The following is a 13,430-nucleotide window of genomic DNA, read 5'->3' as shown; positions in this document are numbered from 1 at the left end:
AAATTTCGGCCTTATTTAAAGGATGCATTGAGGAGTTTAAAGATAATTTAGATGAACAGATTCAGAAGTTTTATTGAATGTCGGGCTTTCGGGGTTTGTGCCGCAATTGGTACTAAACTGGGGATTGCAAGTTCCCGTATACGGTTATGGTTTATCTATATCTCTTTTCTGACATTCGGTTCCCCGGTCATCATCTATATGGTGCTGGCTTTTTGGATGAATATCAAACGTTATGTTTTATTTGCCAGACGTAATCCGCTAAAATACTCCGATTAATAAATGAGTCCGTTTAAGTCCGTCTGTTTAGAGATTCAAAAATGGATAGGTCTTTCATTGAACGGCTACCTGGCTCATCCGGGCGGGTCTACCGCACAGCGGGAAAAATGCTTCTTTTTTTAAGCAATTTCAGATGCTGCCTTTATCTTTTATCTTCTCTGTTTTTCTCATTTTTTATTTATTTTTCTCAGCTTGAACGCATTGGGCATTTGTACCACCGTTGCCGTAGCAGTTGTTTTGCCACATTATTTTTTGGCAGCATGATCCGCCAACAGAAAATATCACGGTTTTTGTTCTGTCCATAGGGATTTTTCCGGGATTCATATATTTTAAGGGGGCATTCCCTTAAAAATCAATATCTTTAATGTAGCTCTTTGTCAGATCATGGGGCTAATTATCAATTCACACAATAATTTATGAACAACCAACGAAAATTAATAGTCTGCTTATTGCTGATGGTAGGGGTCGGTTTCTCTTTCTCCTGTAAAAAAGTAATCGATAATGGCAGCGGGGATGGAACGGATAGTACCTCTACGGATGGATATTTAGGCAATTATACCTTTAGTAATTCTAAGTATGATTCTTTGTATATGTATGCGAAAGCCTTTTATCTGTGGAATAGCGATCTGCCGACCTTTCAAAAATTCGATCCTGCCGGTTATAAGAACGGCGATTCTTTAAAAGGCCTGCAAAATGAACTCTATGCCCTGACGCAGATTCCCATAAATCCTGAAACCAGTGAACCTTATGAATATGATTCTGATTATCAGGGAGAGTCCAAATATTCTTATATGCTGCTCACGGCTGATAATACAGGCGGTGGTAATTCTTCTTTTGTCGTAAAACCCAATACCCAATCCTTTACACTGGATGGTTATGGAAATGATTTAGGGATTCATTTTGGTTTTACCAATCCGTATGCGGTGGACAGTGCGGGGGATTATATTTTAAAGAATGGAGAAAGAACCTATGATCAGGATACGGTCATTACGGTGCTGAAATATGTAGATAACGGTTCTCCTGCCCAAAAAGCTGGCCTCAAAAGAGGGGATATTATTTATAAAATGAATGGAGAAGCCAAAGGATATAACGACTTCAGCTCCAGCTCCGCCCTGAATACCTACTATAATGATATCCTGGATGGCACAAGTCTGGATATTGTGACTGTTGATTCTTTATATCCGAAAAGCGGCAAGAGAAAAGAGACGACTAGTAAATTAACCAAGAAGCAGTATGACTTTAATCCGGTCATCCTGGACTCTGTTATCAGCCTGCCTGGCGGCATAAAAGTAGGTTATCTGGTGCTGGAAGGATTTACGCAACTGGATAACGCAAAAGCTCCGCTGGATAAAGCGCTCGCCAAATTTGCAGGTGTATCTGATTTAGTAGTGGATCTGCGCTATAATGGAGGGGGCGCTGTAGAGACTTCTGAATACCTGGCGAATGCCTTTGTCGCCAGCGGTAATGATGGTAAGACTTTGTTTTCCATGAATTACAATGACAGCCTCAAAGATGAGTCCACCTATTCTTCCTTCCTTAAATCCGTGCTGAAGTCTCAGAAACTCTATAATGATGACGGCGTAACGCCGAGCGGCAAAACTACTTTGGATATTGACTATAGCGTTAGCGGTAATACGGAAAAGGTCGCCAAATCCGGTTCTATTAAAACGACCAATAACCGGATATTTTTCATTGTAGGTGGCGGAACGGCCTCAGCCAGTGAGCTTTTGATCAATGCGCTTAAGCCTTACAATAACGTAGTTTTAGTTGGCGCCTGGTATGCGGAGACGCCGGAAGTAGATGCGGATAATAACTATGAGATCAGAACCTATGGTAAACCGGTCGGATTCTTTGATCTGAGACTGGGTGATTATACCATGTATATGTCCATGTTCCAGTCCTTAAACGCAGATAGCGAAGGGGATTATTACAACGGCTTCTTAACCGATGCCCTGGGGTATGATGACGTGCTGACTGATTTTGCAAAATCCGAAGATCCTTATGAATCACTGAACAGGATATTGCAATCCCTGGATGATACTTATAAAGTGCCGGGTGCGAGCTCCAGAGTCGGACTGCATACCAGCTTTAAGAGCAGAAGAATAGAAAGTAATGCAGTGTTGCGTCAATCTTTGAACAGCTTTGAAAAAGCCCAGAATGAACGTAATTTTAAACCCATGGTCAGAAAGACCTTCAGGTTAAAATAGGATAAGACCGTGCCGGTTTAGATAAAGCATAATAAAATGCCTGGTCAGACTTTAAGACCAGGCATTTTTATTCACCAGCGCTGACGTTACAGTAGTAAAGAGAAACCCGGTTATCCACGCTCTGGTAAACAGAGTGCAGATAACCGGGTCTGTATGATAATGACGATTGAATGCGTCTTATCTTATGCAAATTTTTTCGCATCTTCCAGAAACTTAGCCAGGCCGATATCTGTCAGCGGGTGTTTCAGTAAGCCCAGGATGGGTTCCAATGGAGAGGTGACAACGTCTGCACCGGCTTCAGCACACTGAATGATATGATTAGAGCTGCGGATGGAAGCTGCCAGGATCTCAGTTTCAAATCCCTGAACGGCGTAGATTTCTGCAATCTGAGAAATCAGATTGATGCCTTCCCAGCCACTGTCATCGATACGTCCGATGAAAGGAGATACGTAGGCTGCACCTGCCTTGGCGGCTAAAATGGCCTGCCCGGCGGAGAATACCAGGGTACAGTTGGTACGGATACCATTGTCGGTAAACCATTTGATGGCTTTTACCCCGTCTTTAATCATGGGGACTTTTACTACGATATTTTTATGCAATGCGGCCAGTTTTTTACCTTCTTCTACAATGCCTTTAAAATCAGTAGATACAACTTCAGCGCTGATATCACCGTCTACGATATCGCAGATGGTTTTATAATGCTGAATAACGGCTTCATGACCCTTAACGCCTACTTTAGCCATTAAGGATGGGTTGGTGGTTACACCATCCAGGATACCTAAATCATTGGCTTCCTTAATCTGTTCCAGATCTGCCGTGTCAATAAAAAATTTCATCAGTCTTTTTTTTTTAGTTTAATGATTGGTAAAATATATCTTTCTTTATTCTTTCCTCTGTTTTGTCTTGCGCGGCGCATAAGAGAACCGGTGCGTCGCAATCTTCCCTCAAAGGTACGCAAAAATTAAAATTAGAATTAATAAGTATAAAAAATTTGCATTTAGTTGATATTGGCGCTTAGCCATTGAATAATTGCGGGCTGGTATGGTCTGCAGCCGGTTAAACCTTCAGATTTTCACCTGCCGGGCTTGATCATCTGCCTAAATAAAGCTTGGAAGTAGGATATATAAGAGGAATGCGTCAGGCATATTTGCTTGACAATTCATCCGTTAACCAGACTGCCTTCAAAAAATAAGTATTGGGGAAAAAGAAGGCAGGCTACTCACATCGCGCCGCTACGACCACCTACTCTTGCTGCCTTCCGGCCCTGGGAGGGTTCAGTAGGAGCTGGCCGTGTGAGACCTGCCGGGTGCAAATGTAAAAGGCTTAAGGTTAAATGCCAAATTTTATGACTCGTTTTGTGAAAATAAAAAAACAGATCCTGATTAAAGCCGGTGCTTTATCAGAATCTGTTCAGTTTTTTCTGTTCCCGTTATAAGGCGAAGTGTCTGTAGTATGGTTGAACCCGGTGGTAAAGACACTCACCTGAAATAAGTTAACCTTATGGTTGACTTCGGTTTATACGTTAATATAAACTAGAAATCTTTTTTAGCCACTCCGTCAGCTATTGCTTTCAGCGCGTTGGTTTCACTTAGGATCGCACTCATTTTATTGCCTTTGCCGTCATCGCCTTTTGCGATATAACCGCCTCTGGCCGTCTTTGAAACTACTGCATTGTGCATGGGTACGTTCTTTTCTTTTGTTTTCAGACAATAAGCCTTAATGAATTTTGAAGTGTCCATCTTTTTAGTTTTTAATTGATCAATCTAATAAAATTATGGGCAGAGAATGCTTACTGGAAACCTACCCTGAACCCGGCCTAGAGGTTAAATGTAAGTAGATTTTGGGAAAAATCGGGCAATTGGGAAACGTTTTTTGCCAAAATAAGGATTTAACATCCTGCTGATTATCATGCTGTTTGTTAATTATCTAAAAGATTCAAGTGTAACTGATTGAAATTCTGTAAAGAAGACAATTTAAGGTCGGCGGCTGCCCATCTTTCTTCCTTGTAATGTTCCGGTCCGGGAACAATGACACAGCGCATTCTGGCGGCCTTAACGGCGATCATCCCATTAAAAGAATCCTCAAAACAAATGCAGCTGGTAGGCGGGGTCTCCAGGGTCCTGGCACAGTTCAGATAGACCTGCGGATGGGGTTTGCCATGGGGCAGGTCTCCGGCCGAGGCAATGGCGTGCAGGTATTTGCCGATCCCTAATTTATTGACTACCAGGTGAATCAACGGGAGGGAAGAAGAAGAGGCGATGCCTATTTTAAAATTCAGGCTGCTGAAAAATTCAAAAATATGATTGACCCCCGGCATCACAAGGCCTCTTTTATCCACCTTATCCATTACGGCAGCCAGGATTTTAGCTTCTGCATTGTCGTATTCGGTTGCTGTAATCTGGTGTCTGGATAGCCACCACTCCACAAACTCCTTGGTTCTGAGACCCGTGGTAGTTGCGTACTGGCTGTCGGAGAGCGTGATGCCGTATTCAGCAAAGATTTCCTGGGCAGCCTCTTTCCATAAGGGTTCACTGTCAATCAGCAGGCCGTCCATATCAAATATTACCGTAGATAAATGCATAGCTTTTTTAATTTTTAAATGCTTTTTGTGTGGTATGAGTTAAGCAGGTGTCAGTAAATTACGCTGATCCCGCTCTGGTGTATAAGTATGTTTAAACCGGCGGTGACTCCAAAGATAACCCGGCGGATCTTCCTCAATTGTTTTTTCCAGCAGCGCTGCGGTTTGCAGCGTAATGCTGCCTTTAGGCAGATGGCCGGCCGCCCTGGTCAGGCAACTGAGTCTGGTGGTATAATAGCCTCTTTTAATTCTTTTAATGCTGCAATACACCACGGCATTATTCATGAGCCTGGAATTGGCATCCGGCCCTTTGGCAAAGGGCGTCAGCCGGCCAAAAAAAGGCAGCCAGTAGGCGCTTTTTAAAAACCGGGGATTCTGATCGGCCACCAGCACAAAGGCCTTGCGCTCACTGGCATAGGGTTTATACTGTTCCTTGAATTTTTTACTGTCTATTAAAACAGTCCCGAACCGTACCCGGATACGTTGCATCAGCCGCTGGGCAACAGGGCTCGATACATGGGCATACACCACTAACTGGGTATAAGGATTATTTAAGCTATAAGCCAGATTACACCATTCCCAGTTAAAAAAATGGCCTAAAACAAAATCCACGCTGAGCCCTTGCTGATAAAGTTCCTTCAGCAGGGCATCCTCACAATGAAACCGCCTGCGGATGGCTTTGGCAGGCAGGGAAATCAGTTTGATCAGCTCCACAAAATTATCCGTAAACCGGTAATAGAACTGTTCTGCAATCGCTTTTCGCTCCGGCGCTGTCTTTTCCGGAAAGGCAATCTGAAGATTATGTAAAACAACGGGTTTTCTGTAACGGATAATGCGGTGCAGGATAAAGGCAGCCAGGTCACTGATTCCATACAGCACCCGAAAGGGCAGTAGTGAGATCAGGTAGAGTAAACCGTATACTAAATAATACATGTTTGCCGACTGCTTTTGTGGACCGGTATTTTCTCCAGAAAATCACCGGAATAAAGATTATAAGCCGCAAATATACAAATAGGGCAGCTGACTGCTGCCCTATTTGGCAATTATTACATAAAATATGATAATTTTATAATGTTTAGGCGCGGCTTATAAAATGACGCTTTGGAGTAAATCACTTTTCTCCGGGTAATCCGTATTAAAATGTAATCCCCTGCTTTCCTGGCGGAACTGAGCTCCTTTGACAATCAGGTAGCCCACCGTAATCAGGTTGCGCAGCTGGCAGAGCTGGGGGGATACCTGCGCCTGTTTATACAGGGCTTCCGTTTCTTCGAACAGTAAATCCAGGCGGCGCATCGCTCTTTCCAGACGTACATTGGTGCGCACGATGCCCACATAATCACTCATGATCTGTTCGAGCTCCTTGACGCTTTGGGTAATCAGTATCATTTCCTTCGGTTCGGAGGTCCCCAGGGCGTCCCAGTCCGGCAGTGTCAGGCTGGCCATTTCCTGATTGAACTTTTGCAGGCTGCCTTCCTGGTATTGAGCCAATACATCCTCAAAAGCCCGGTGGGCGAATACCATGGCTTCCAGCAGGCTGTTGCTGGCCAGACGGTTGGCGCCATGTAAACCGGTGGAAGAACACTCGCCGCAGGCATACAGATGCTGGATGGAGGTTCTGCCATGCAGGTCGGTCTTTACGCCTCCGCAGCTGTAATGTGCTGCCGGCGCTACCGGTATGCCGTCCTTAAAGACATCGATTCCTATGTTTTTACAATGCTCATAAATATTGGGAAAATGCTGCATGAACTTTTCTCTTTCAATAGGAGAGCAATCCAGATAGACATGCTGCGTCCCGTGTTTTTTCATCTCACTGTCGATGGCTCTGGCTACAATATCACGGGGTGCCAGATCTTTTCTGGGATCATATTTTTCCATAAAGGCCTCGCCTTTATGGTTGCGAAGCACGCCGCCTTCGCCCCGGACTGCTTCCGTAATTAAAAAGGCAGGAGAGACACCCGGCTCAAAAAGAGCGGTCGGGTGGAACTGGATAAATTCCATGTTCTCAATGCGCCCCTTGGCGCGGTAACTCATGGCCACCCCGTCTCCGGTGGCCACCCTGGGGTTGGTGGTGGTACGGTAGGCCTGGCCGCAGCCGCCGGTAGCCAGAAGGGTGGCAGAGGCTAGTATTTTTTCAATGGAGTTGGTGTTACGGTTCAGGGCATAGACCCCATAACAGGTGATATCTTTGGAAGACTTCGTGACCAGATAACCCAGGTGATGCTGTGTCAGAAGCTCAACGACGTAGTATTCATCCAGCATCCGGATATTATTGTGCCTTTCCGCTTCCGCTATCAGGGCTCTTTCTATTTCCTTACCGGTTACGTCCTTATGGTGCAGGATCCGGAACTCGCTATGGCCGCCTTCTCTTCCCAGATTATAGTCACCGTCATCATTTTTATCAAAACGGGTTCCATAGCCGATGATTTCCCGGATCCGGTCGGGTCCTTCCTTCACCACCACCTCCACGGCCCGGGGATCACAGAGGCCGTCGCCGGCGATCAGCGTATCTTCTATATGTTTGTCAAAACTGTCTTTTGCAAAGTCCCAGACACCGGCCACGCCGCCCTGGGCATAGTTGGTATTGGTCTCTTCCGGTGATGGCGCTTTGGTGAGCACGAGGATTTCCTTATCCGGCAAAGCCTTCGCTGCCTTTATGGCAAATGTAAGTCCGGCTATTCCCGAACCAATGACCAGTAGATCCGTTGTCATAAATGGATAGATGGTTTTTGTGTAATGATTGAGTTGTATCAGGTTATTAATTATGCAGACCAAAATTAAGGAATATTCCTGCTTGGCAGGTAGATTAATTGGCCCACCGGCTTAAAATTTCGGGTAAACAGCCCTTTTTTTGGGGGGAGATACCATAAAAAAGCCACTTATTCCCGGAGGAATAAGTGGCTTCGATGCATTAAAAATCAGTCATAAATACCAGGTCTCTGTTGAGATAAGGCCTTGTATTAACCTTCTTTATTACGCAGGCCGGCGGCTTTAGCCATGTAGACACCGTAATAAATCAGGTGGAATACCACCATTATCAGAGAGAAAATTACCAGGCCTTCATCCGACCCCTTGGTATTAAAATGATGACAAAGGCCAAGGATGGCTAAAACGAGGGTCAGCACCAGACCGCTGATGGCGGTGATTTTATAGCTGCGGCTATGATCTTTTTGGGAATCCGCTGCATTCAGGTTGCTTTTTAAAATACCTCTGGACAGATAGATATCCAGTCCGATCATCATCCAGGCAATCAGACGAATCCAGGTATCCAGCGGTAAGAATACCATCATGAATAAACAAACCAGAACGCCCAGGATAGGCACCAGCGGCACAAACGGTGTTCTGAATGCTCTTGGAGCGTCCTTCATTTTACTGCGCATAACCAGCACCCCGATACAAACCAGGATAAAGGCAAATAAGGTACCGATGCTGGTCATCTCACCCACAATGCGTCCCGGGATAAAGGCTGCAAAAAGGCTGACGAAGAGCATGAACAGTAAATTGGATTTATAAGGTGTTTTATGGCGTGGATGCAGTTTAGAGAAAATACCGGGTAACAGTCCGTCATTACTCATGGAGTAGAAAACCCGGCTTTGTCCTAACAGCATCACCAGGATCACGGAGGAGTAACCCAGCAGAATGGCTACAATAATCAGGGTATTAAGCCATGGATAGGCAGGCGTCACCACGCCGCCTGCGCCGACGGTACCCATTTGCTTGATGGCAATGGCTACAGGCGCCAGGTCACTGCTGCCACCGGTATTGAACATGGTATAATGGGCCACACCGGTCATGACATAGGCAAAGGCGATATAAAGGACGGTACAGATAACCAAAGAACCTAAAATGCCAATAGGCATTGCTTTTTTAGGGTTTTTAGTCTCCTGCGCCGCCGTGGAGACGGCGTCAAAACCGATATAGGCAAAAAAGACGACGGCCGCCGCTCTGACCACACCTGACCAGCCGAAATGACCGAACTCGCCGGTGTTCTGGGGGACCAGCGGGGTGAGGTTGGCAGGCTGTACATAATGAATACCCAGGGCGATAAATATGACCACAATGGAGACCTTAACCACCACGATGATGGCGTTGACCCAGGCGGATTCACTTGTTCCCCGAATCAGGATCATGGAGATAATAACGACGATAAATACAGCGGGTAAATTTAAAATGCCGGGTACGGTATCAAAAGGAGTAGCCGTGAGCATATGGGGTAGTGCGATGTCAAAACTCTTGAGCAGTTCGTTGAGATATCCAGACCAGCTGGAGGCAACGGTGGCGGCTCCTACTGCGTATTCCAGCACCAGATCCCAGCCGATAATCCAGGCGATAAACTCACCCATAGTGGCGTAGGAATAGGTATAGGCACTGCCCGCGACAGGTATCATGGAGGCAAACTCCGCATAACACAGACCGGCAAAGGCACAACCGACAGCCGCAATAATAAAAGAAATCATAATCCCCGGGCCGGCCATATTGGCTGCAGCAACCCCTGTTATGGAGAATAGTCCGGCACCAATGATGGCACCAATACCCAGGGCTACCAGAGAGCGGGCACTCAGTGTTTTTTTCAGACCATCCGTCGCAGACGACTCGGCAATCAGGGAACTAATTGACTTTTTGGCAAATAAGCTCATAGTAATATTTAAATATTCTTAGATAAGTTATGAGGTGGAAAATTAAGGATTAATTCTAAACTGTTTAACAAAACCCCCGTTTTTTTGGCCTTTTTGAATAAAAAGAGGGTAAATTTCCCTGATATCTGTTTGTTTTGTTATCTTTCCGGGTTTTGGCGCTCCACACGCATTGGAATACTGAAGATATTTTGAAGGATATTTACCGGTGTGGCTGCAGTGCTGAAGATTTTAAATAAATTTGACCGCCGGGCCCCGCAGCACACGAAGTTTCAGGTGGGAGTGAGAAAAATAAAAGCTAATAGCTGTTTGTTTATTATCTTGCACCGGTTAAAAAAGTGGATCATAGTCATAACTTTTATTCTGTAAATAAATATAATGTGCTTCTGAAAATCAATTTGTTGGATCTCTTTTAAGGAAGAGGCAACTGTTTTCAGGGCGTTTTTTAAGTAAAGAAATTGCATGAAGCGTAATTCCAAGAACCGTCTGACCTTATATATTATCATTGCCATGGCGCTGGGCGCCATCATCGGCTATATTGCTTATAAATATATGCCCAAGCAGGATATCCCAACCCTGGTATCCATTGGTAAAATGATGACTACCTTGTTTTTAAGGTTAGTACAGATGATTATCGCTCCACTGGTACTTTGTACCTTAACGGTAGGCATCGCTAAATTAGGGGATTTAAAAAGTGTGGGCCGCATCGGTGGCAAGGCCATGCTTTGGTTTATCACTGCCTCCATTGCCAGCCTGTTTATCGGACTGATGATCGTGCATTTGGGTAAACCGGGAATGGGCCTGAATCTGGGCACCGCCACCGGCGATGTGGGAGATATCATCTCCGGAACCCAGTCTTTCTCTGCCGAGAACTTTATCAACCACCTGGTACCTAAAAGCGTGATAGAGGCCATGGCGGACAATGAGATTTTGCAGATTGTCGTATTTGCCATGTTTCTGGGCGTATCACTGGCCGCGCTGGGCGAAAGGGCGAAACCGGTGGTAAAAGCGCTGGATACCTTATCAGAGGCCATCCTGGTTATGGTGGGATATGTCATGTACACGGCCCCCATCGGCGTATTGGGTTCTATTGCCGGGACAATGGCCGTGAACGGCCCCGGTATCTTCTGGTTCTATGGAAAATACCTGCTTTGGTTTATGGTGGCCATTGCCATCCTATGGCTCTTAATGGCACTGGTCGGTTATTTTATCCTGGGTAAAAGGCTGCTGCCGTTGCTGAAACATATTATTCAGCCTATGATTATTGCCTTCAGCACCACCAGCAGTGAAGCAGTATTTCCGGTACTGACGGAAGAGCTGGAGAAATATGGCTGCAAAAATAAAATTGTTTCCTTCGTATTGCCGCTGGGCTACTCCTTTAACCTGGACGGCTCCATGATTAATATGACCTTTGCCTCTATGGCGATTGCCCAGGCCTATGGCATTCATCTGGATATCGGTACGCAGATCACCATGCTGTTTGTACTGATGCTGACCAGTAAAGGAATGGCCGGCGTGCCGAGAGCCTCCCTGGTAGTGGTGGCCGCCACCTGTGCGATGTTTGATATTCCGCCGGAGGGAATCGCCCTTATCTTACCGATTGATCATTTCTGTGATATGCTCCGCTCCATGACCAATGTGGTAGGCAATGCACTGTCCACAGCGGCCGTCAGCAAATGGGAGGGAGAACTTAAAGATCCTGTTCTGCTCCAGCAGGAAGCGGCAAAAGCCGCCTGATCTTTAACCGGGAAAACCTAGGTACCGTTATAAGCCGCTGCCGCCAGTCGTAAATTCGGTAAGTGGCCCCCCGCAGCCGGTAATTTTACAACGGCTTTTTGCTATCTTTGACCGGATGTCTGAACCCGGCGATTCCAGGAAGAAGAAGCCTGGTTGTTGTGCCGGGAGCAGGGTAGCACGCACTTAGCTGATCTTTTTTACTGATTATTATTAAATAATATTTAAGTTTAATTTTAATATTAATTATCAAAGTCGATGTATAAGAGTCGCCTCGCTGCCTTACATTTGCTGGAGAACCTGGTTTATATCACAGAGAACTTTTTGAAAGCTATTTAATTAGAATCCATGCTGGATGCAATACTATTGAGTTTTGACTGGAAACAACTGTTAAGCCCCGAATTCTATATACAGGCCGGTGGATTGTGGTTGATTTTGTTTATCATATTTGCGGAAACAGGATTATTTGTCGGATTTTTCCTGCCCGGTGATTCCCTGTTATTTATCGCAGGCATATACAGTGATGACCTGGCCAAATCATTTTTTGATACCGGCAGCCCTTTTCTGAACCTTTTGGAAATTATCCTGCTGGTCTTTTTGGCAGGCGTGCTGGGCAATATCTTTGGTTTTTGGTTTGGCAGTAAAAGCGGCCCCCTGCTGTTCAAGAAAAAAGATACCTGGTACTTTAAGAAAAAGCATTTGCAGCAGGCGCATGATTTCTTTGAAGAGAAAGGCGGCGGCGCTCTGATTCTGGCCAGATTCTTACCTATTATCAGAACCTTCGCACCCATTGTAGCGGGTATTGTGAAAATGGAGAAGAAAAAGTTCATGCTGTTTAATATGATAGGTTCCTTCAGCTGGGCGGCACTCATGCTGGCCGGTGGACACTATCTGTATAAAGTCGTGCTTAAAACCTATAATGTTGATCTGACCCATCACCTGGAATATATTATTATCATCCTGGTCGTCATCACGACAGCGCCGGTGATCATAAAGATGATCAGAGGCGACAAGGGCAAAAAAACAGGCCAGAAGATTACCGAAGACCCGCTTTAATGATTGAAAGGGCAGACAACCGGACTTAGTGGTTCCGCCTACTGTTTTTTGTAGATTAACCAGTATCTTTACTACTGAAAAGCAAATTATTATATATAATAAGATAATAAAGATGCCAACAGCAGTTAAAACCGAGAGTCCGGCCCCTGAAAAGCACTGTTACGTAAAGCCAGGTAAAGCATATATTCCTGTCAGAGGACTGCTGCTGCAATGGATACTGCTTATATGCCTGCCCTTTGCATCTTTGGCGCAGGACAGCCTGCCTGTAAATCTAAAAGGTAAGCCGCTTAATTTTGATATCCATTTACTGGATCAGTTAAATCCCGATACACCTTCCAGCAAGTTTATGAGTCAGATCAGTAATAGCGCCTACTGGTTACCGGCCTCCATCACCCTGGCAGAGCTGGGATATGGATTTATTGCAGATGACCCTTTGAATAAACGCTATGCGGTGGAAACGGGCGTCACCGTAGGGATAGGGCAGGCAATGTCCATCGGGCTGAAGCATCTTTTTAAAAGGCCCAGGCCTTTTATGAGTTACCCGGATATCATCCATCCCATTAATTACGGAACCGGCCCTTCTTTTCCCTCCGGTCATACGACCCTTGCCTTTTCCACTGCCGCCTCCCTTGCGCTTACGCGCAAACAATGGACCGTTACCCTGCCCATTACACTTTGGGCGGGATCGGTAGGTTATTCCAGGATGTATCTGGGCAGACATTATCCCACGGATGTGCTGGGAGGTCTTGCCGTAGGAATTGTCAGCGGAATTTTAGGACATTGGGTGACAGGAAGGATTTACGGGGATTAGCCGCAGGGGCGTTGTAAGCCAAATAGCGGGCACTTTTGCAGGTGGAAAATAAGCACTAATTTTGGATATAAGGATGGGCTGATCCGGCAAAGGCCGGGTTGGTAAAAAGATCGCTTAATTATTTGATTAATCAAAAA

The 13,430-nt window shown here is 45.5% G+C and carries 11 protein-coding genes and 1 other RNA gene; 5 read left to right on the top strand and 7 right to left on the bottom strand.

The window, feature by feature from the left end:
- Window positions 1-51: 51 nt before the first annotated feature.
- The gene (locus BLU80_RS05070) at window positions 52-276 is read left to right on the top strand and encodes a PspC domain-containing protein (RefSeq protein ID WP_091394471.1); all 225 of its coding nucleotides are present in this window, start codon (window positions 52-54) and stop codon (window positions 274-276) included.
- A gap of 416 nt (window positions 277-692) precedes the next feature.
- The gene (locus tag BLU80_RS05065; protein WP_091394468.1) at window positions 693-2,483 is read left to right on the top strand and encodes a S41 family peptidase; all 1,791 of its coding nucleotides are present in this window, start codon (window positions 693-695) and stop codon (window positions 2,481-2,483) included.
- Between the two features lie 182 nt (window positions 2,484-2,665).
- Here the strand turns inward: BLU80_RS05065 and fsa are convergent, their stop codons facing one another.
- From fsa to BLU80_RS05030, 7 genes are all read right to left on the bottom strand, one after another.
- A complete protein-coding gene (fsa, locus tag BLU80_RS05060) occupies window positions 2,666-3,319 on the bottom strand; it encodes a fructose-6-phosphate aldolase (protein WP_091394464.1) in 654 nt (217 codons plus the stop codon).
- A 369-nt stretch (window positions 3,320-3,688) separates the two neighbouring features.
- Window positions 3,689-3,788, bottom strand: an RNA gene (ffs, locus tag BLU80_RS05055) — signal recognition particle sRNA small type.
- A 227-nt stretch (window positions 3,789-4,015) separates the two neighbouring features.
- Complete coding sequence (locus BLU80_RS05050; RefSeq protein WP_091394461.1) at window positions 4,016-4,222, bottom strand: hypothetical protein; 207 nt, start codon at window positions 4,220-4,222, stop codon at window positions 4,016-4,018.
- Window positions 4,223-4,401: 179 nt separating this feature from the next.
- Window positions 4,402-5,064, bottom strand: coding sequence for a hexitol phosphatase HxpB (gene hxpB / locus BLU80_RS05045; protein WP_091394457.1), 663 nt, complete (start codon window positions 5,062-5,064; stop codon window positions 4,402-4,404).
- A 39-nt stretch (window positions 5,065-5,103) separates the two neighbouring features.
- Entirely contained in the window at window positions 5,104-5,994 is an 891-nt protein-coding gene (locus BLU80_RS05040) for a lysophospholipid acyltransferase family protein (protein ID WP_091394453.1), read from the bottom strand.
- A 153-nt stretch (window positions 5,995-6,147) separates the two neighbouring features.
- Window positions 6,148-7,770, bottom strand: a complete 1,623-nt coding sequence (nadB, locus tag BLU80_RS05035; protein WP_091394451.1) for an L-aspartate oxidase — start codon at window positions 7,768-7,770, stop codon at window positions 6,148-6,150.
- A gap of 248 nt (window positions 7,771-8,018) precedes the next feature.
- Window positions 8,019-9,695 carry an amino acid permease gene (locus tag BLU80_RS05030; protein WP_091394448.1) on the bottom strand — a complete coding sequence of 559 codons (1,677 nt, stop codon included), beginning with the start codon at window positions 9,693-9,695 and terminating at the stop codon, window positions 8,019-8,021.
- A gap of 459 nt (window positions 9,696-10,154) precedes the next feature.
- Here BLU80_RS05030 and BLU80_RS05020 point away from each other — a divergent pair, with 459 nt between their 5' ends.
- From BLU80_RS05020 to BLU80_RS05010, 3 genes are all read left to right on the top strand, one after another.
- Window positions 10,155-11,429 (top strand): dicarboxylate/amino acid:cation symporter, encoded by a 1,275-nt coding sequence (locus BLU80_RS05020; RefSeq protein WP_091394440.1) that lies wholly within the window; start codon window positions 10,155-10,157, stop codon window positions 11,427-11,429.
- Between the two features lie 345 nt (window positions 11,430-11,774).
- Window positions 11,775-12,482 carry a DedA family protein gene (locus BLU80_RS05015; RefSeq protein ID WP_091394436.1) on the top strand — a complete coding sequence of 236 codons (708 nt, stop codon included), beginning with the start codon at window positions 11,775-11,777 and terminating at the stop codon, window positions 12,480-12,482.
- A 112-nt stretch (window positions 12,483-12,594) separates the two neighbouring features.
- On the top strand, window positions 12,595-13,293 hold the full coding sequence (locus BLU80_RS05010) for a phosphatase PAP2 family protein (protein ID WP_091394433.1): 699 nt from the start codon (window positions 12,595-12,597) through the stop codon (window positions 13,291-13,293).
- Window positions 13,294-13,430: the final 137 nt, after the last annotated feature.

The organism is Arachidicoccus rhizosphaerae, assembly GCF_900107765.1.
GTDB classification, from domain to species: domain Bacteria; phylum Bacteroidota; class Bacteroidia; order Chitinophagales; family Chitinophagaceae; genus Arachidicoccus; species Arachidicoccus rhizosphaerae.
Note: the sequence above shows the minus strand (reverse complement) of the source record. Positions and strands in the feature narration are given on the sequence as shown.

Coding starts and splice junctions, on each gene's coding strand:
- hxpB (WP_091394457.1), bottom strand. CDS start 5,064: ATGCATTTATCTACGGTAATATTTGATATGGACGGCCTGCTGATTGAC.
- BLU80_RS05015 (WP_091394436.1), top strand. CDS start 11,775: ATGCTGGATGCAATACTATTGAGTTTTGACTGGAAACAACTGTTAAGC.
- BLU80_RS05050 (WP_091394461.1), bottom strand. CDS start 4,222: ATGGACACTTCAAAATTCATTAAGGCTTATTGTCTGAAAACAAAAGAA.
- BLU80_RS05070 (WP_091394471.1), top strand. CDS start 52: ATGAACAGATTCAGAAGTTTTATTGAATGTCGGGCTTTCGGGGTTTGT.
- BLU80_RS05030 (WP_091394448.1), bottom strand. CDS start 9,695: ATGAGCTTATTTGCCAAAAAGTCAATTAGTTCCCTGATTGCCGAGTCG.
- BLU80_RS05010 (WP_091394433.1), top strand. CDS start 12,595: ATGCCAACAGCAGTTAAAACCGAGAGTCCGGCCCCTGAAAAGCACTGT.
- BLU80_RS05065 (WP_091394468.1), top strand. CDS start 693: ATGAACAACCAACGAAAATTAATAGTCTGCTTATTGCTGATGGTAGGG.
- fsa (WP_091394464.1), bottom strand. CDS start 3,319: ATGAAATTTTTTATTGACACGGCAGATCTGGAACAGATTAAGGAAGCC.
- nadB (WP_091394451.1), bottom strand. CDS start 7,770: ATGACAACGGATCTACTGGTCATTGGTTCGGGAATAGCCGGACTTACA.
- BLU80_RS05020 (WP_091394440.1), top strand. CDS start 10,155: ATGAAGCGTAATTCCAAGAACCGTCTGACCTTATATATTATCATTGCC.
- BLU80_RS05040 (WP_091394453.1), bottom strand. CDS start 5,994: ATGTATTATTTAGTATACGGTTTACTCTACCTGATCTCACTACTGCCC.